The 18,409-nt window shown below is 71.1% G+C and carries 19 protein-coding genes; 4 read left to right on the top strand and 15 right to left on the bottom strand.

Annotated elements, in window-relative coordinates:
- Positions 1-12: 12 nt before the first annotated feature.
- On the bottom strand, positions 13-633 hold the full coding sequence (gene lolA, locus KA217_08525) for an outer membrane lipoprotein chaperone LolA (GenBank protein ID MBP7712492.1): 621 nt from the start codon (positions 631-633) through the stop codon (positions 13-15).
- A gap of 59 nt (positions 634-692) precedes the next feature.
- Positions 693-2,975 (bottom strand): DNA translocase FtsK 4TM domain-containing protein, encoded by a 2,283-nt coding sequence (locus KA217_08520; GenBank protein MBP7712491.1) that lies wholly within the window; start codon positions 2,973-2,975, stop codon positions 693-695.
- A gap of 265 nt (positions 2,976-3,240) precedes the next feature.
- Between KA217_08520 and trxB the strand changes: the two genes are divergently transcribed.
- The 4 genes from trxB to infA all read left to right on the top strand — a co-directional run bounded on the left by trxB (position 3,241) and on the right by infA (position 5,979).
- Positions 3,241-4,194, top strand: a complete 954-nt coding sequence (gene trxB, locus KA217_08515; protein MBP7712490.1) for a thioredoxin-disulfide reductase — start codon at positions 3,241-3,243, stop codon at positions 4,192-4,194.
- 20 nt (positions 4,195-4,214) lie between these two features.
- Positions 4,215-4,916: a leucyl/phenylalanyl-tRNA--protein transferase gene (locus tag KA217_08510; GenBank protein ID MBP7712489.1), complete on the top strand. Its 702-nt coding sequence runs from the start codon at positions 4,215-4,217 to the stop codon at positions 4,914-4,916.
- Complete coding sequence (locus tag KA217_08505) at positions 4,913-5,632, top strand: arginyltransferase (protein MBP7712488.1); 720 nt, start codon at positions 4,913-4,915, stop codon at positions 5,630-5,632. The genes KA217_08510 and KA217_08505 overlap by 4 nt, the downstream gene beginning before the upstream one ends.
- Before the next feature lie 128 nt (positions 5,633-5,760).
- Positions 5,761-5,979 (top strand): translation initiation factor IF-1, encoded by a 219-nt coding sequence (gene infA / locus KA217_08500; protein ID MBP7712487.1) that lies wholly within the window; start codon positions 5,761-5,763, stop codon positions 5,977-5,979.
- 65 nt (positions 5,980-6,044) lie between these two features.
- Here the strand turns inward: infA and KA217_08495 are convergent, their stop codons facing one another.
- The 13 genes from KA217_08495 to KA217_08435 form a co-directional block, all read right to left on the bottom strand.
- A complete protein-coding gene (locus KA217_08495) occupies positions 6,045-6,803 on the bottom strand; it encodes a metallophosphoesterase (GenBank protein ID MBP7712486.1) in 759 nt (252 codons plus the stop codon).
- 241 nt (positions 6,804-7,044) lie between these two features.
- Positions 7,045-7,815 carry a 3-deoxy-manno-octulosonate cytidylyltransferase gene (gene kdsB, locus KA217_08490; protein MBP7712485.1) on the bottom strand — a complete coding sequence of 257 codons (771 nt, stop codon included), beginning with the start codon at positions 7,813-7,815 and terminating at the stop codon, positions 7,045-7,047.
- Between the two features lie 22 nt (positions 7,816-7,837).
- The gene (locus KA217_08485; protein ID MBP7712484.1) at positions 7,838-8,020 is read right to left on the bottom strand and encodes a Trm112 family protein; all 183 of its coding nucleotides are present in this window, start codon (positions 8,018-8,020) and stop codon (positions 7,838-7,840) included.
- Positions 8,001-9,014, bottom strand: coding sequence for a tetraacyldisaccharide 4'-kinase (locus KA217_08480; protein ID MBP7712483.1), 1,014 nt, complete (start codon positions 9,012-9,014; stop codon positions 8,001-8,003). Before KA217_08480 ends, KA217_08485 begins: the two co-directional genes overlap by 20 nt.
- A 55-nt stretch (positions 9,015-9,069) precedes the next feature.
- Positions 9,070-9,501 (bottom strand): biopolymer transporter ExbD, encoded by a 432-nt coding sequence (locus KA217_08475; protein MBP7712482.1) that lies wholly within the window; start codon positions 9,499-9,501, stop codon positions 9,070-9,072.
- The gene (locus KA217_08470; protein ID MBP7712481.1) at positions 9,498-10,130 is read right to left on the bottom strand and encodes a MotA/TolQ/ExbB proton channel family protein; all 633 of its coding nucleotides are present in this window, start codon (positions 10,128-10,130) and stop codon (positions 9,498-9,500) included. The genes KA217_08475 and KA217_08470 overlap by 4 nt, the downstream gene beginning before the upstream one ends.
- 67 nt (positions 10,131-10,197) lie before the next feature.
- On the bottom strand, positions 10,198-12,492 hold the full coding sequence (locus KA217_08465) for a ComEC/Rec2 family competence protein (protein ID MBP7712480.1): 2,295 nt from the start codon (positions 12,490-12,492) through the stop codon (positions 10,198-10,200).
- 147 nt (positions 12,493-12,639) lie between these two features.
- A complete protein-coding gene (gene lolD / locus KA217_08460) occupies positions 12,640-13,335 on the bottom strand; it encodes a lipoprotein-releasing ABC transporter ATP-binding protein LolD (protein MBP7712479.1) in 696 nt (231 codons plus the stop codon).
- The gene (locus KA217_08455) at positions 13,328-14,575 is read right to left on the bottom strand and encodes a lipoprotein-releasing ABC transporter permease subunit (GenBank protein MBP7712478.1); all 1,248 of its coding nucleotides are present in this window, start codon (positions 14,573-14,575) and stop codon (positions 13,328-13,330) included. Before KA217_08455 ends, lolD begins: the two co-directional genes overlap by 8 nt.
- A 33-nt stretch (positions 14,576-14,608) precedes the next feature.
- On the bottom strand, positions 14,609-15,283 hold the full coding sequence (gene tsaB, locus KA217_08450; protein MBP7712477.1) for a tRNA (adenosine(37)-N6)-threonylcarbamoyltransferase complex dimerization subunit type 1 TsaB: 675 nt from the start codon (positions 15,281-15,283) through the stop codon (positions 14,609-14,611).
- Positions 15,280-17,103: an ATP-dependent DNA helicase gene (locus KA217_08445; protein MBP7712476.1), complete on the bottom strand. Its 1,824-nt coding sequence runs from the start codon at positions 17,101-17,103 to the stop codon at positions 15,280-15,282. Before KA217_08445 ends, tsaB begins: the two co-directional genes overlap by 4 nt.
- A 113-nt stretch (positions 17,104-17,216) precedes the next feature.
- On the bottom strand, positions 17,217-17,726 hold the full coding sequence (locus KA217_08440) for a hypothetical protein (GenBank protein MBP7712475.1): 510 nt from the start codon (positions 17,724-17,726) through the stop codon (positions 17,217-17,219).
- A 44-nt stretch (positions 17,727-17,770) separates the two neighbouring features.
- Positions 17,771-18,262 carry a hypothetical protein gene (locus KA217_08435; protein ID MBP7712474.1) on the bottom strand — a complete coding sequence of 164 codons (492 nt, stop codon included), beginning with the start codon at positions 18,260-18,262 and terminating at the stop codon, positions 17,771-17,773.
- Positions 18,263-18,409: the final 147 nt, after the last annotated feature.

Raw genomic sequence — 18,409 nt, 5'->3', positions numbered from 1 at the left:
CGACGAGCGCCCTCAGCGCGTCCCGCTGGGGTCGCGCATGACGTCCACTCCATCCGGCGGCTCGAAGCGAAAGAGCTCAGGGCTCAACTTCGGGTTCTTGACCGCGCCCTTGAAACGCAGGCGCGTCAGCTGACCGAATCCGTCCGCCAACTCCATCTCGGCCAGGTCCCGCCCGCGCAGTCCGATGCGCACCTTGCGGAAGGGCGCGTCGGTGGATTTCGGGGTGAGCTCCACCCACTCCAGGTCCCCCTTACGGCCGAGGTCGGTGAGGACGAATTCCGCCTCCAGGGGGCGATTCGTGCTCAACAACAGCCCTGGGGCATTCGCCAGCGCCTCCCGCGCGCTCTTCACCGTGACCTGAGCGAGCTCGCTGTCGTAGATCCAGACCTCCTCCCCGTCCGAGACGATCTCCTGGACGTAGGGCACCGTGTAGCTCCAGCGGAACCGGCCCGGCCGCGACAGGTAGAAGCGGCCGAAGGAGCTCTCCAGGTTGCGTCCCTTTTCGTCCTCGACGGTCTGCTCGAAGGCGGCCTCGAGCGATTTCATCTCGCTGAGAAAGGTCTTGAGCCGCGCGACGTCCGCGCCAGCGCCGCTGCTCACCGAGAGCAGTACGGCCAGGAATGCGACTTTCAAGATGGGGGTCATAGGGGCAGGGACCTGAGGGAGGTTGACAGGCGCTTCAGCCGCGGCGCTCAGCGTGGCGTCGAAGGCACGAGCACCTCGCGGCTGCCGTTGGACTGGAGCGGGCCCACGAGACCCGCCCGCTCCATTTCCTCGATCATGCGGGCTGCCCGGTTGTAACCGATCTTGAGGCGTCGCTGCACGCCCGAGATGGAAGCGCGGCGGCTCTCCATGACGATGACCACCGCCTGGTCGTAGAGCGGGTCCTTCTCTCCTCCCGCGGCCTCGCCACCTTCACCGTTCTCCTGCTCCTCCGCGGCCTGCAGGATCTCGTGCACGTAGTCCGGCTTGCCGTGCGCGCGCAGGTGCTCCACGACGCGGTGGACCTCGTTGTCCGACACGAACGCCCCGTGGACCCGGATCGGAGCGCCGCTCCCCGGCGGAAGGTAGAGCATGTCGCCGTGGCCCAGGAGGTGCTCGGCCCCCATCTGGTCCAGGATGGTGCGCGAATCCACCTTCGAGGAGACCTGGAACGCGATGCGGGTCGGAATGTTGGCCTTGATGAGCCCCGTGATGACGTCCACGGAGGGCCTCTGGGTCGCCAGGATGAGGTGTATGCCGGAGGCCCTCGCCTTCTGGGCGAGACGGCAGATAAGGTCTTCGACCTTCTTGCCCACCACCATCATCATGTCCGCCAGCTCGTCGATGACCACGACCACGAGCGGCAGCGTCGTCAGGAGCGGGACCTCTTCGCCCTCCCCGCCCTTGAACACGGGGTCGCGCAGCGGGCTTCCGCGTGAGGAGGCCTCCTTGACCTTACGGTTGTACCCACCGAGGTTACGCACCCCGAGGGCGGACATCACTCGATACCGGCGGTCCATCTCCGCCACGCACCAGCGCAGCGCGTTCCCCGCCTCCTTCATGTCGGTCACGACCGGCGCCAAAAGGTGGGGGATCCCCTCGTACACCGAGAGCTCCAGCATCTTGGGGTCCACCAGGATGAGGCGAACCTCGGCCGGTGAAGACTTGTAGAGCAGGCTCAGCACCATCGCGTTGATGGCCACGGATTTCCCCGATCCGGTCGTACCGGCCACCAGCAGGTGCGGCATGCGCGCGAGGTCCACCACCACCGGGCGTCCCCCGATGTCCTTGCCGAGCGAGAGCGCGACGGCCGAAGAGAGCTCGTCGTACTCTTTGGACTTCAGGATCTCGCTGAGCACCACGAGCTCCCGGTGCTCGTTGGGGATCTCCAGGCCGATGACCGACTTCCCCGGGATCACCTCGACGATGCGCACACTCACCACCGACAGCGAGCGCGCCAGATCCTTCGCGAGGGCGCTGATGCGGCTGACCTTCAGGCCCGGGGCGGGCTGCAGCTCGAAGCGCGTGACCACCGGCCCGGGGTGCACCGCCACCACCTGTACCTCGATCCCGAAGTCGAGCAGCTTCACCTCGACTTGCCGGGACATGGCCTCCAGGGCCGCCTTCCCGATGGGTGTCTGGGACACGGGCGCGGGGTCGAGCAGCGACAGCGGCGGCAGCCCACCCTCCCCAGACGGCTCGAAGAGGGGCACCTGCCGCTCCTTCTCGACCCGAACGCTCGGCTGCAAGGGACCGGCGACGGGCTCGATTCGAGGTGGCGCGCGGCGCGTGGTCTTTGCCTTGGCGCGAGCGACCACCGTCTCCCGTTCTTGCCTCGCCTTGCGCGCCCGCAGCGCCTCCCTCAGCCTGCGGGGGAGACCCGCGACCCAGGACAGCGCCTCGACCGTGAAGTGCCCGACCGCGTCCATGACGGCGAACCAGGACAGGCCGGTGAACAGTGTCACGCCCACGAGGAACAGCGCCAGCAGGAACAGCGTGGCCCCGAGGGGGCTGAAGAGCCCCGCGAGCCCTCGGCCCACCACGTCGCCGAGGGCCCCGCCCGCGGCCAGCGGCAGGCCGCGGGCGGCGAAGTGCAGCGTCGCGAGACCCGAGCCGGCGGTGAGTGTCAGCAGGAATCCGCTCGCCCGGCTCGCCGCGGCGTGCCACGAGCCGGGAGTGGGGAGCTTGCCGCCCCGGTAGATGGACCAACCCGCCACGGCCAGCAGCGCCGGAAACAGGTACGCGAGATAACCGAAGAGATAGAGGCCTACGTCCGCGAGCCAGGCGCCGGCGATGCCGCCACGGTTCGCGACGCGGCCCGCAGTACCGACCTGGGACCACCCGGGGTCGGTCGGGTGGTAGCTGAGAAGCGACACCAGCAGGTAGACGGCAGTGACACCACCGACGATGAACAGGACCTCGCGAAGTCCACGGCCGAGATGGGCCCCGAGGGCCACCGACCGGTTGGTTTTTTTGGGGATCGCCTGCGCCAAAACGATAAACCGCTCGAGTATCTTCCCGTAACTCTCTAATTAGTATGCCACGAGTCGGGGCGCCTTTGCCCGGCCACCCCAGCCCTCGAGGCTCCGATGATATCACCACCCTTCACGGGGGGCCGGCCACCGCGGCCTCGAGGACGGGGCGACACGTCCTTTGCCCCACCCCGCGCCATGCCTTACCATTTCCGGCAACATTTACAAGCGCGCGCACGAACACCTCTTCGGGCGTGCCGGGGTTCTTTTCTGGAGCATCCCCATCATGACGAATGTCCGACACTCTCGCCTGCTCATCCTCGGCTCCGGCCCTGCCGGTTACACGGCAGCGGTTTACGCCGCGCGCGCCAATCTGAAGCCGCTCCTGGTCACCGGGCTGGAACAGGGCGGCCAGTTGATGACGACCACCGAGGTGGACAACTGGCCAGGCGACGACGGGGGCGTCCAGGGACCGGAGCTCATGGAGCGGATGCGCCGGCACGCGGAGCGCTTCGGAACGGACATCGTGTTCGACCAGGTGAGCCAGGCCGTTCTGACCGAACGGCCCTTCCGCCTGCACGGCGATTCGGCGGTGTACACCTGCGATGCACTCGTCATCGCGACGGGCGCCTCCGCGCGATACCTCGGCCTGCCCTCCGAGCAGGCATTCAAGGGGCGCGGCGTCTCGGCCTGCGCCACGTGCGACGGCTTCTTCTACCGGGGGCAGACGGTTGCCGTCATCGGCGGGGGGAACACCGCGGTCGAGGAGGCGCTCTACCTGTCGAACATCGCCTCCCACGTGACGCTCATCCACCGCCGGGACTCCCTGCGCGCCGAGAAGATCATGCAGGAGCGGTTGTTCGAGAAGGCACGCAGCGGCAACGTCACCCTGCTCTGGGATGCGGTGCTCGACGAAGTGCTGGGCGACGCCAGCGGGGTCACCGGGGCCCGGGTCCGCAGCGTCAAGGACGGCACGGTGCGGGACCTGGAGCTGACCGGCATCTTCGTCGCCATCGGGCACACGCCGAACACTGCGCTCTTCGAAGGCCAGCTCGAGATGGTCAACGGCTACATCCGCGTGCGCTCGGGCCTCGAGGGCAACGCCACCGCCACCAGCATTCCCGGCGTCTTCGCCGCCGGCGACGTCATGGACCAGGTCTACCGCCAGGCCGTGACCTCGGCGGGTAGCGGGTGCATGGCGGCGCTCGACGCAGAGCGCTATCTGGACACCCTGCGCTGAGGGGGGGTACAGGGGCCGGGATGAGGAGAGCCCTCCTCCCCCACCTGATCCCGGCGGGCGCCCCGGCCGACGCCTTCCCGCCGCTGAGCCGTGCCCTCACCGAGCCGAACGGGCTCCTGGCACTCGGCGGGGACCTGAGCCCGGCCCGCCTGCGGGCGGCGTATCGCCGCGGCATCTTCCCCTGGTTCAGCGACGGTCAGCCCATCCTCTGGTGGTCACCCGACCCGCGGGCAGTGCTCTATCCCGGGGACATCCGGGTGTCCCGAAGCCTTCGCAAGGTCCTGCGCCAGGGGCGGTTCGAGGTCCGGGTGGACACCGCCTTCGACGCCGTCGTACAAGCCTGCGCGGCACCCCGGGCCAGTGGGGACGGGACCTGGATCACGCAGGACATGGCCACTGCCTACGCCAGACTGCACCGGGAGGGCGCAGCCCACTGCGTGGAGACCTGGCAGAACGGAGTCCTGGTCGGCGGGCTCTACGGCGTCGCGCTCGGCGGGGTCTTCTTCGGCGAGTCGATGTTCAGCCTGGCGGCGGACGCCTCCAAGGTCGCGCTGGTCGCCCTCGCCCGGATGGGATTCCGGTTGATCGACTGCCAGGTGCCGAGCGAGCACCTGGCGCGGATGGGTGCCGTCGAGATCCCGCGCCCGCTGTTTCTCGCTCACCTGGACGCCTGGTGCGAGGCGCCGGGACCGGCCCCCGCGCTTCCCGGGCGCCCGGCGTGAGCTCCCACGGCGAAGCGGAGCCCATCGCGTTCTTCGCGACACCCCCGCACGCCTGCAGCTACCTCGAGGGGCGGGAGGCGGTGACCGTTTTCGCGCACCCGGCGTCCTCTCCCGACCGCGCCACCTTCACCGCGCTCTCCCGCCACGGCTTTCGCCGCAGCGGTCCCCACGTCTACCGGCCGCAGTGTCCCGACTGCGACGCCTGCATTCCGGTCCGGGTTCCGGTGCAGGAGTTCCAGCCCCGGCGCAGCCAGCGTCGAGCGTGGCGGGCCAACGGCGACGTGCAGGTGAGTGCAGTGGCACCCGCGCTCACCGCCGAGCAGTACGCCCTCTACGCCCGCTACGTGAAGACCCGCCATGCGGGTGGGGGCATGGACGCCCCGACGCCCGGTCAGTACCTCGAGTTCCTGACCAGCCCCTGGTCGGAGACCACGTTCTACGAATTTCGAACGCCTGCAGGGCTCCTCGCCGTGGGTGTCGTGGATCGGCTGGACGACGGCCTCTCCGCGGTCTACACGTTTTTCGACCCCGACGCGGCAGACCGCAGCCCCGGGGTTCTCGTGGTGCTGTGGGAGATCCAGGAGGCGCGGCGGCTCGGACTCGATTGGCTGTACCTCGGCTACTGGGTCCGGGAGTCGCCGAAGATGCGCTACAAGGCGGACTACCGGCCGCTGGAGTTCCTGCACGAGGGCATCTGGCGGCGCGAGCCGCCCTGAGGAACCCCCATTGGGGGCGCCGGGACCGGCCAGCGCCCCCCGGCCACCGCGCCGCACGAAGCCGCGCCTTTCGGCCCACCACCGCTTCTGGCACACTACGCGGCCTGCGAGGCAGGCCGTCGAGACTCATGGCAAAAGAAGATGCAATCGAGATGGAAGGCATGGTCGTCGAGACCCTGCCCAATACCACGTTCCGTGTGCAGCTCGACAACGGACACGTGGTCACGGCGCACATCTCGGGCAAGATGCGCAAGCACTACATCCGCATCCTGACGGGTGATCGGGTGACCGTGCAGCTCACGCCCTACGACCTGAGCAAAGGCCGGATCACATACCGCGCCCGCTAGCCGCCCCGCGCTTTCCGGCCAGCCACGGACGTCCCCCCTCTCGCGCCGGGCCCCGCCCTCGGGGCTCAGAGCTCCATGTCGCAGCGGATGGAGCTCTCCCGATAGGGCTCGGGCTGGATCTCGATGAGGGTCAGGCGCGCATCGCCGTATCCGTCCTGCACGTAGACCGCCCCGGTGTCGATGAAGTGGACGTTGTCGATCGCGAGCGGCTCGCGCACCGGCGTGTGCCCGCAGTAGACCCGGACGACCCCGCCGCCGACCGGTCCCAGGCGGGCCCTCTCACCCTGGATGCGATAGCGCGAGGACAGGGCGTAGAGCGCCGCGTCTTCGTGCCCTGCGGCGAGCAAGCCCACGAATCGCTCCCAGGTCAGCGCCGGCGGGATGTCCGCGTGCACGATCCCGACCAGGCCGGCGTCGGTCTCCACCTCCATCGCGAGCGGTAAGGCGAGAAACGCATCGCGGAACATCCGTTGCTCGAGGCGTGAGAGCCGCGACCACCAGGCACCGCCGTTGTACTGAGTCCAGTGGTCGAGCTCGTCCGGCAGCACGGAGTCGATGGCGAACTGCTCGTGGTTGCCGCGGCAGGCGTGGAACCACCCGTAAGAGAGCCAGCGCAGGGCGTCCCGGGACGCGGGGCCCCGGTCCACGAGGTCGCCCACCGAGAAGAGCCGGTCAACCCTCGAATCGAACCCCGTGCGGGCCAAGAGGGCTTCCAGGTGCCCGAACATTCCGTGGATATCCCCCACGACGAAATCCCGCCCTCGCTCGTTCAGCGGAAAGCGGATCACTGCAGGGTTCTCCGCACAGGCGGTGACGTCGAACATGGCCTCGTCGAGGGGCGGGACGCTGGATCGGGCTACCCATTCGACGCTCGTCCCGAGGACTCCGGGACAGGCGTCACCCGCCGGCCGAAGCAAGTTCTGTGCACAGTTCGAGAACCCTAAAAGATTCCGAGACCTGCGTCACACTCCGGACCCGGAGGTTCCGGAGATGTAAAAACCCGCGACAAAACGGCAGGGTGTTGGGGCGCAGCGAACGGATGACCGGGGTCGGCGGGCGTTGCTGTCAGCGCATTCGCGCTTCCAGCTGCCGCCGCACGCGCTCCAGGTCGTTGGCCGTGTCCACCCCGACACCGGGAGGCTCCGCCGCGAACGCGACGTGGACCCGCACCCCCACCGTGAGGGCCCGCAACTGCTCCAGGGATTCCGCCTGCTCCAGGGGGGCCGCAGGCTCGGCGGACAGGCGCTGCAGGGTCCCCACGCGATAGGCGTAGAGCCCCACGTGGCGAAGGTAGGGCACGCCTGCCGGCAACCCCAGCGCCGCCTCGCGGAAACCCTCCCGGTGCCAGGGGATGGGGGCCCGGCTGAAGTAGAGGGCGAAGCCCTCGCCGTCCACCACGACCTTCACCACGTTCGGGTCAAAGACCTCGGCCCGGCTCGTGACGGGGGTACAGAGCGTCGCCAGGCCCGCCCCGGGAGAAGCCTCCAGGTCTTCGGCCGTCTGGCGCACCAGGGCCGGGGGGAGCAGCGGCTCGTCGGCCTGCACGTTGACGACGATACGGTCCTGCGGGAGCTTGCGCAGCGCCGCCACCTCGGCGATCCGATCGGTCCCCGAGCGGTGATGCCTTCCCGTCAACTGGACGTCCGCCCCGAACGCCCTGCAGACACCCGCGACCTCATCGTCGTCGGTAGCGATGATCACCTCCGACGCACCGCTCTCGAGGGCACGCTCGTAGGCGTGACGCACCATCGGCTTGCCGCCGATCTCCAGCAGCACCTTGCGCGGCAGGCGCGTGGAGGCCAGGCGCGCCGGGATCACGGCCGTGAATTCCGTCATGGGGCGGCCCATCGCGCTTCAGCTACTCCCGTTTCTCGTCGGGCCCCAGGGTCCGGGCCTCCTCTTCCAGCATGACCGGGATCTCGTCCCGGATCGGGTAGGCGAGCCGGCAGCCGAAGCACACCAGCTCCAGCTCGTTCCTGCGGTACACCAGGGGCCCCTTGCAGACCGGGCAGACCAGGATCTCAAGCAGTTTCTTGTCCACGTTCCCCTCCTCTTGCCAGCAACGACCGCAGCCGCCCCGAGAACGCCTCCTCCAGCACGGCTTCGACCGGTACGTACCATGCCCTGCCGGGCGCGAGTCCCCGGCACTTGACCGCGTCCTTCTCGGTCATGATGACCGGCAGACCGTCGCCGAAATCGAGATCGCCCGGGCCAAAGGCGTGATGGTCCGGGAAGCGGTGCTCCACCACCGAGAGGCCCTCCCCCCGCAGGAGGCCGAAGAACCCCTCGGGATTTCCCACACCGGCCACCGCGTGGACCGCACGTCCGCGGAATTCGGCAAAGCCCCGCTCCTGCGCCTCGTCGTCCACGTTCCGGGGGACACCGGCCTGATAGGCCATGCCGAGCTCGCCGGACCGCGCCTCCCCTCGGCACACGACCAGGTCGACCTCGGCCAGGCGCCGGGCGCTCTCGCGCAGCGGCCCCGCGGGCAGACACCGGCCATTGCCCAGTCGGCGCGCCCCGTCGAGCACCACGATCTCCACGTCGTGGGCGAGGGACAGGTCCTGCAGGCCGTCATCACACAGCACCAGGTCGCAGGACCCGGTCTCCAGGAGCCGTCGGGCGGCGGCGACGCGGTCGGGCCCGGCCACGACGGGGCATCCCGTGCGGCGGGCGAGCAGCACCGGCTCGTCCCCCACCTGGGCCGGGTCGCTGTCGGGGCTCACGATACGGGGCCAATCCTTCGCCTTCCCCCGATAACCCCGAGCGAGCACCCCGGGGCGCAGGCCGTCCGCACGGAGCGCGCGGGCAAGCCAGACGACCAGGGGGGTCTTCCCGGTCCCGCCGACCGTCAGGTTGCCGACCACCACAACCGGCACGGGCAGACGCATCCGCCGCACCCAGCCGGTGCCGGGGGCCCGTTTGCGCAGCGAGGCCGCCGCGCAGTAGACCCAGCCGAGTGGCGCGAGCAGCACGCCCGAAGGATGCCGTGCGTACCAGACCCGCTCGGCCCACGCGGTGACGCGGCGCTCCAGGGCCCGCCCCCACCGTTCCGCGCCGCGGCGAGAGCCCCGGGCGAGCGTCGTGGCGTCAGCGCCCACCCTCGTCGGCGCGCTGAGCGGTAGCGAACGTGAGCCGGTTGAGCCCGGCCTGCCGAGCCGCGTCGAGGGCAGTCACCACCGCCTGGTGCGGGGTCCTGGCGTCCGCGCTCAGGACGACCGATGGGGCGGTGCGCCCCGTGGCCGCCTCCAGCAAACCCCTTTTCAGGGTCTCCACCTGGGTGTTGACGAGCTCCCGCCCTGCGACGTAGTAGCGCCCCTGGGCGTCGATGCTCACCTCGATGGCCTGCTCCGGCTTCTCACGCGGATCGGCGCTCGACTCCGGCAGGCTGATCTCGATGGGAGCCAAGCGGTTGAAGGTCGTCGTCACCATGAAGAAGATGACCAGCGAGAGGACCACGTCGATGAGGGAGACGAGAACGACCTCCGGCGCCTCGTCGTTCCTTCTGCGGCGGAGCTTCAAAGCGAGAGGCCCTCTCCGTCGCGCTCGCGCTGCCCCTGCATGACCTCCACGAGCTTCATCGCCTCGTGCTCCATCACCAGCACGAGCTCGTCCACCCGCCCCCGCAGGTAGCGGTAGAAGGCGAGTGCCGGGATGGCTACCAGCAGGCCGGCGGCCGTGGTGATGAGGGCCTCGCCGATGCCCCCCGCCAGGGCCGAAGGGTCGCCCACGCCTTTCAGGGTCATCACGTTGAAGACCCGGATCATCCCGAAGACCGTGCCCAGCAGGCCGAGAAGGGGCGCGACGGAGGCGACGGTACCGAGCGTGTTCAGATAGCGCTCGAGCTGATGGATGACGAGACGGCCCACGTCCTCGATGCTCTCCTGCATCACCGCGCGCCCGTGGTGCCGGTTGAGGATCCCCGTGGCCAGCAGCCGCCCGAGCGGCGACCCCTCGCGAAGCGACTGGACACGGCGCGCGTCCAGCTTGCCCTCGCGCGCCCACTGCCAGACCTGGAGCACCAGGCCTGCGGGGGCGATGCGGGCTCTGCGCAGCGTCCACAGACGCTCGAGGACGATGGCGGTGGCCACGACCGAGGAGATCAGGATGGGCCACATGACCCAGCCGCCCGCCTTGATGATTTCGTACACGGACCCGATCCCCTTCCCGGTGTGACGCGTAACTCTAGCACCCCACCTGCGGTCCGGGGAGACCGTCTCAGGGTGTCTCCAGGGGCGTGAGCCAGAACCGCCGCTGCTCCACGCGATGGTGGCGCAGTTCCGTGCGCCCCTCCCCGTCCATCCGCACCGTGACCGCCCCGGCTCTCGCGGTGTCGTGCACCGAGGCCCCCACGGCGCGATACCGGGCCAGCACCACCCTGGAGGGGAAGCCAAAGCGGTTGCCGTAACCGGTCGAGAAGAGCGCGTGCCGGGGGCGCACGGCCGCCACGAAGCCCTGGGACGAGGCACCCCGGCTACCGTGGTGCGGCACGACCAGGACGTCGGCGCGCAGGACATCGGCCTGGGAGGCCACCAGCTCGGCCTCGGCGGCCGCCTCCACGTCCCCCGGCAGCAGGAGGCTCCCACCCGCCGTGTCCACCCGCAGGACGCAGGACGCGTCGTTGCCTCCCCTCTCGCCCAGGGCGGGGGGGTGCAGCACCCGAAAGCGCACCCCGTCCCAGGACCACCCGTCCCCCGCCCGGCAGGGGCTCGTGGGGTCTCGGCCTGGCGCGCCGCTCCCCACCAGCGCGTCCACGCGGGTCGCCCGCAGGAGCGAGGCCGCACCGCCCACGTGGTCGGTATCCGAGTGGCTCAGCATCAGCACGTCCACCCGAGAGAGACCTCGGTGGCGCAGGAAGGGCGCGACGACTGAGCCTCCGGCGTCCCGCCCCGGGCCATACCGGGGTCCGGTGTCGTAGACCAGGGTGTGGCCCGCCGTCTCCACCACGGCCGCCAGCCCCTGCCCCACGTCGAGGAGCGTGAGCCAGACCTCTCCCCCCGCCGGGCGTGCGGGACTCGGCAAGAGCAGGGGCAGGAACCCCAGGAGCCCCACCCAGCGTCCCGGGACCCCCCGCGGCAACAGGGCCACCAGCGCCCCCAGGCCCGCCGCAGCGAGGGCTGCGGCCCCGGTCCCCACCGGCCCCCGGTAGGTCCAGTCGAGCCCTGCCAACCACTCCAGCAGCGGCCAGAGGCCGTCCATCGCCCACGCGCTCCAGCGCAGCAACAGCCCACCCGCCCCCGGCCAGACCGGGGTGAGCAACCCCCCCACGAGGGCCGTGGGCACCACCAGCAGCTCCACCCAGGGCACGGCGACGGCATTGGCCACGGGGCCGAGCCAGGGGTTCTCGCCGAAGAGCGCGAGGGTCACGGGCAGGAGCCCGAGCGCCACCAGTACGTGGGGCCGGCCCCAACGCGCCCACAGCCCCGGCTCACCCCCGCCCGGCAGGGAGATGAGCAGCAGGACCCCGACGGCGAGAAACGAGAGCCAGAGGCCCGGTGAGAGGGGCGAGAGGGGGTCTGCGAGCAGCACGGCGAGCAGTGCGAGCGCCAGTGCGTGCGTGGCCGACACCCGGCCCCGCCAGGCGCGCGCCAGCAGCACGAGGCCCACCATGACCACGGCCCGCTGGGTGGGCACGGAGAGCCCCGCGAGCCCGGCATATCCGCCGGCGGCGAGCAGGGCGAGAAGCGCCGCCGCCTTCGGCGCCGCCACCCGCAGGGCGATTCGCCCGGCGACGGCCCATAGCCAGCGCGCCGCCGCGTAGGCCGCGGCGGCCACGAGGACGACGTGCGACCCCGAGATGGCCATCAGGTGGGTGGTGCCGGTCGCGCGAAAGACCTCCCACTGGCGCTGCGAGACCTCGGCCGTGAGGCCGACGACGAGCCCCTTCACCACGCCCCGGTGGGGGTGGGCACCCAGCGCCCGGTCGATCCCCGCCCCCAGGGTGGCCCGCAGACGGGACACGGGGGCGCCCCCTGGCGCGTCCAGCCTTTCGTCCCCGGGCCCGGGGCGCACGTAGCCGGTCGCCCGCACCCCGCGCAGCAGCAGCCAGGCCTCGTAGTCGAACCCCCCGGGATTGGCGAGCCCCTTGGGGCGCCGCAGGCGGGCCGCCAGGCGCCAGCGCTCGCCGGGCGCCAGCTCGGGCGCCGAGTCGTACCAGTCGAGCCGCACACGGGCGGGAAGCCGCCAGGCGCCGCCGTGCGCGGAGGCCTCGTCCACGCGGAGCTCGAAACGCAAGGAGCGGTCCTCGCGCTCGGGAACGCCGACCACGGTGCCCACGAGGGTGAGATCGCGTCCCTCGAGCTCCGCGGGCAGTGCCCCGGACAGGGCGAAGGAGGCCCGCAGGACGGTCCACAGGAAACCGACCACCACGAGGGCCGGCAGGCGCGCGATTCGGCTCGCCGCGGCAAGCCCGAGGAGGACCGGCAACAGCCAGCACAGGCGCAGGTCCGGCAGCTCCGCGAGCTGCAGGGCCGCCAGGACCCCGGCAAGAAAGGCGAGAACCCCTGTGCGCACGCGTCCCTGCGTCCTGTGTTGCGGCGCTCCTGCGCCGTCGCCGCCTGCGCGCCTCTTCCCGAGCGCGCGGACGACCGTTTCGCCTGAACCCTTCCCCGTAGCCCGTCGGACTTCCGAAAGGGCATCAGCCGCTCGGGGCCACACTCATCACGGGGTCTGGCCCATCCCCTCCTCCAAGCGCCCGTCGACCATGTGCAGCACCCGGTCGGCGCGGGCCGCGATGGACTCGTCGTGCGTCACCACCACCAGGCTGGTGCCCGACTCGCGGTTCAGCTCGAGCATCAGGTCGTACACCGAGGCCGCCGTCGCCCGGTCCAGGTTTCCCGTAGGCTCGTCGGCGAGGACCGCCCGCGGAGCGGTCACCAGCGCCCGGGCGATCGCGGCACGTTGCCGCTCCCCGCCCGACAGCTCGCCCGGCTTGTGCTCCAGGCGCCCGCCGAGCCCCGCGCGCGACAGCATGTCGGTGGCCGCCTCGGCGGCCGCGGCCGGCGAGGCGCCGCGGATGAGCAGCGGCATGGCCACGTTCTCCAGGGCGGTGAACTCGGGAAGCAGGTGGTGGAACTGATACACGAAGCCGAGGCTGCGGTTGCGCAGCCGGCCCCGCTCCACCTCCCCGAGCGTGGCGAGGTCGCGCCCCTCGAGCCAGACCCGGCCCCGAGTCGGCGTGTCGAGCCCGCCCAACAGGTGCAACAGCGTGCTCTTGCCCGAGCCGGACCGCCCGACGATGGCGACCCGCTCGCCGGCTTCGATCACAAGGTCGAGCCCCTTCAGTACCTGAACCGAGAGTCCGCCCTCGGTGAAGTCCCGGATCAGCCCGCGGCACGCGAGGACGGGCTCACTCATAGCGAAGGGCCTCCGCCGGCTGGGTGCGCGACGCTCGCCACGCGGGGTAGAGAGTCGCACTCAGGCTGAGCACCAGGGCGACCAGGGCAATGCGTGCCACGTCGCTCCAGTGCATGTCGGAAGGCAGCTCACTGATGTAGTAGACGTCGGGCGACAGGAACTTGACCCGGAACAGCTCCTCGATCCCGGCGACCACCGTCTCGACGTTCAGGGCGAGCGCCACCCCACCCACGATTCCAAGGGCCGTCCCCACGACGCCGATGATCGAGCCCTGCACCATGAACATCCCCATGATGCTGCGGGGGCTGGCCCCGAGGGTGCGCAGGATGGCGATGTCGGACTTCTTGTCGGAGACGACCATGACGAGCGTCGAGACGATGTTGAACGCGGCCACGGCGACGATCAGCGTGAGGATCACGAACATCACCGTCTTCTCCGTGCGCACCGCGCGGAAGAAGTTCGCGTGCTGCTGGGTCCAGTCGGAGACCCAGTAGCGCCCGGGGAGCTGCGCCGCGACCTCCCGGGCCACGCGTGGCGCCGCGAACATGTCGTCGATGCGCAGCCGCAGGCCACTCACCGCGTCACCCAGGCCGAAGAGCTTCGCCGCGTCCTCGATGTGGATGAGCGCGAGGCCCGCGTCGTACTCGTACATCCCCACCCCGAAGACACCGACCACGGTGAAGCGGCGCAGGCGCGGCAGCACCCCCGCCGGAGTGACCCTCGCCTGGGGCGCGACCAGGGTCACCCGGTCACCCACCCCCACGCCCAGCACCCGCGCCAGGTCTTTCCCCAGCAGCATCCCGAACGCGCCGGGCACCAGGTCTTCGAGCCGGCCCTCGATCATCTGGGACCCGACGGTGGAGACCCGAGGCTCGGCCTCGGGGAGTATCCCCCGGACCCGGGTCCCCCGGACCGTGTCACCCTCGGTGAGCATCCCCTCCGCCTGGACGTAGGGCGCGAGACCGAGCAGCCTCGGATGGCCTGCGAGCCGCTCCGCGACCTCCTGCCAACCCTCGAGCCGCCCCTCCGCCCCCGACACCGTCGCGTGCGCCGCCATGCCGAGGATCCGCTCCCGCAGCTCCTTCTCGAAGCCGTTCATCACGGACAGTACGGTGATGAGCGCCGTCACCCCGAGGGCGATGCCGAGCATCGAGGTGAGGCTGATGAACGAGATGAAGTGGTTGCGCCGCTTGGCCCGCGTGTAGCGCAGACCGACGAAGAGCTCCAGGGGCCTGAACATGATGCCTCGGTTTCGAAATGTCCCCGGGTGATGCTACACGTGCACGACCCGATCGCGAAGGTACAGGGGCAAGGCAGCAGCCGCCGGCACGCCCTCGCCGCGCCCCAGGATCCCGGTGCCGATGTGAGCCACGTCCCCCGCCCTGGGCAGACGCGCCGGGAGCTCGCAGGACAGGCGACCGCCGAGAACCGCGCGCAGGACTTCCCCGTACACCGCCCAGCCGTCTCCGGCCCCTGCCCACGGCCCGGCCCCGGGCACGGAGACCCTCTCGGGCGCGCTCAAGGTGTCCTCGACGACGGCCTCCATCCGCCCCGAGGCCGTCCGCCGGTAGGCCCCCCAGTACACCTCCCCCATCCGCGCGTCGAGCACCGCCAGTACGGAATCCTCGCCCATCTCGCGCGCGACGCCCTCGGCCAGGGCCTGCAGCGTCGAGACCGGGGCGACGGGCAACCCCGTGGCGAACGCCACCCCCTGGACCACCGCGGCGGCGATCCGCACCCCCGTGAAGGACCCGGGGCCACGCCCGAACGCGAGCCCGTCGAGGTCCCCTGGCCCCAGGCCCGCCTCGGCGAGGAGGCTCTCGGCCATGGGCAGCACCAGCTCGGCGTGGCGGCGAGGGGCCTTCTCGAAGCGCTCCCGCGTCTCTTCCCCGACCCTGAGGGCGACCGAGCAGGCGTCCGTCGACGTCTCGAAGGCGAGGATCTTCATGGCGCACTCCCGAAAAAGGCCTGTACGTCCGCCAGCTGCCGGGTCAGGGGGAAGGGCGGCAGGCTCTGCAGGAACACCGGGCCGTAGCTTCTCTGCAGCAACCGCGGGTCGCAGAGCACGAGCACCCCCCGGTCGTGAACGTCGCGGATCAGCCGCCCGACCCCCTGCTTCAGCGCGAGCACCGCCTGGGGCAACTGGAGCTCGAGGAAGGGGTTTCCCCCGGCCCTCGTGAGGGCCGCCGCGCGCGCCCGCGCCACCGGGTCGTCGGGTGCCGCGAAGGGTAGACGGTCGATCACGACACAGGACAGCGCCTCCCCGCGCACGTCCACCCCCTCCCAGAAGCTGCTGGTCCCGAGCAGGACCGCCCCCGGTGATTCCGTGAAACGGCGCAGCAGCTCCGAGCGGGGCGCCTCGCCCTGTACGAGCAGGGGGAAACGGCCCACCTCCCCGAGCCTCCGGGCCGCCTCCCGCAACGCCCGATGGCTCGTGAAGAGCAGGAAGGCCCGCCCCCCGCTGGCCTCGAGGACCGGCAGAGCGGCTTCCGTGCAGCGTCCCGTGTATTCAGGGGTATTGGGGTCCGGCAGACCGGGCGGCACGTAGCAGAGCGCCTGCCTGCGGTAGTCGAACGGGCTGCCCCACAGGGCCTCGTCGCGACCCTCGAGAGCGAGGGTGCGGGAGAAGTGCTCGAAGCTGGCCCCCACCGCGAGCGTCGCGGAGGTGAAGACCCAGGCCGAGCGCCGGGCACGGGCCCGCTGCGCGAAGACGGGGCCGATCTCGAGCGGCGTCGCGTGCAGCACGAACGCGCGGGGGAACACCTCCAGCCACTGCACCCGCTGCCCGGGCGCCGCCCCCGTCATGGAATCCAAGCGCTCCCGGTAGCGCTCGGCGCGCCGGTGACACTGCCCCAGCGTCGGTCCCCGATCCGCAGCAGACTTCAGGGCCTCTTCCAGACGCCGGAGGGCCCCCGCGAGCAAACCGAGGCCCCTCCCGGCATGCCCCTCGACGATGGCCTCCCAGGGCACCCGGCGGGACTCCGACCCGAGGGTCTCCCTCAGGCGGTACACCGCGTCATCCAGTGCCCCCGAGGCTGCCTCGAGGCCTGGGAGATCTCCCGCCTCCCGGGCGTGGGCACGGCTTGCGTCCTGGGCGAGCTCCAGGAGCTGCCGGCTCCCGAGGGTCTCGCCGAAGAGCTCGCTCACGAGCTCACCCAGCTGGTGGGCCTCGTCCACGACGACCACCTCCGAGGGGGGAAGGACCTCCCCGAGCCCGTCGTGGCGCAGGGCCAGGTCCGCGAGCAGCAGGTGATGATTCACCACCACCACGTCCGCTCCGGCCGCAGCATGCCTCGCCCGAAGCACGTGGCAATCTGCGAGGTGCGGACAGTCCTGGCCGAGGCAGTTATCGGTCGTCGAGGTCAGCTCCCGCCGCAGGGGCGAATCCTCGGCCAGGTCCACCAGCTCCGCGAGGTCCCCGCTGCGCGTGAACCGGGACCACTCGCGCACCCGAGCGAGGGCCGCCAGCTCGCGCCGGCTGGCCCCCAGCGGGGCGAGCTCTCCACGCTCCAGGTGTTCGAGGCAGAGGTAGTTCTGCCGCCCCTTCAGCAGGGCCACGCGCGCGGTGGCCCCGAGGGCCCGCCGCACCAGGGGGATGTCCCGGTGAAAGAGCTGCTCCTGCAGGTTGCGGGTCGCCGTCGACAGCACGACCCGCCGGCCGCAGAGGAGCGCCGGGACGAGATAGGCGAAGGTCTTGCCCGTGCCGGTGCCCGCTTCGCAGACGAGGGTCCGCCCCGTCCCGATCGCATGGGCCACGGCGCGTGACATCTCGACCTGCTCGGGACGCACGGCGAAGCCGGGTACGAGCCGCGACAGCGACCCTCCCTCGCCGAGATGCCCGGCCACCAGAGCCCCAAGATCGTCCCCCACCGGTGCGGCCCCTAGCCGCTGGCCCGGTTTTCCCAGTAGCCCTCGTCCTCCAGACCGTTGGCCCGGGACCAGACGAGTCGGCCGATGGCCTTGAACCGGGCCACCGACAGCGGGCCGCGGCGGCTGCGCCGGCTGTCGCGGGACTCGTCCACGGCCTCGAGCACGGTCTCCCGGTCCGCCTCGTGGATCTCGAAGGGCTCGAAGCCCTCGTCCAGGAGCACCAACATCAGCACGTCCCAGTCCTGTCCGGACTTGACCTGTCCGAGACGCTGGCCCGGCTTCCCTTCCTCAAAGATGGCCCGGCCCTTGACCTGGACCCGAAGGCCCTCCCAACGCCCCCGGCCCAGGGCGTCGTAAGCGACTCCCTCCTGCACGGGAACGAGCTCCAGGCCCAGGAGCCTCGCGGCGTCGAAGCGCGCGATCTCGCTCGTCAGGCCGAGAGACTTACCCGTCGCGCGGCGATACTCCGCGGCGAGCCGACGGGCCTCGGTGATGAGCTTTTCGAGGGAGTAGACCTCCATGGACGCTCCCGCAGGCGAGCCAGGGCAGAATGGGCCGCCCCAGTTTACTCCGTCCCGGCCGCACGAACATCGGGTGTCTGGCCTGAGTGCCCCCCATCCGACCGCAGGCCGAGCCGAATGCGCAACCGGCGGTGGGTGTCCTCGTCGACGGCGTCCGGAGCGACCGGGACGGACCAGCGCCGGCGCCCTGTCCCCTCCCTGAGGTGCAGCACCACGAGCCAGGGGTGTGCCAGGCTCCCGGGGAGGAGCCTGGCGGTAAGCCCGCGGCCGTTCGCCAGGACCAGCGTCCAATCCCCCGATGAGCCGGCAGTGATGCCCAGCACGGCCCCCGCCCCCCTGCGCAGGGCGTGGCGCCGCAGGTGACGGCCCAGATTTGCAGCCAGGGCGAGGAGGCCGGCCCAACGGACCCCACTCGGCAGCGACGCGAGGCCCACACAGGCGGCGGCCCCCCCGTGCAGCGCGACGAGGAACAGGGCGAGCCCGCGAGAGGCGCGCAGAGTCAGATGCAGGGGGTCGTCGGGTCCCGGGTGACGCATCGGCGAGGTCCTTCTCGTCGGGGGGGCGAGCGCCCTCGCGGCAAGCATAGCTCAGTTGGGTGATACCATTCCCACCTGCTTCCACCCGCGGGCGCCCGGGTCGTCCCGCGAAGTCAGGCGGCCCTGCGGTGCGCGGACACCTCATGC

The organism is Gammaproteobacteria bacterium (genome assembly GCA_017999615.1).
Taxonomy (GTDB): domain Bacteria; phylum Pseudomonadota; class Gammaproteobacteria; order JAABTG01; family JAABTG01; genus JAGNLM01.
The sequence above is the reverse complement of the archived record's forward strand: the minus strand, read 5'-3'. Positions and strand labels throughout refer to the sequence as shown.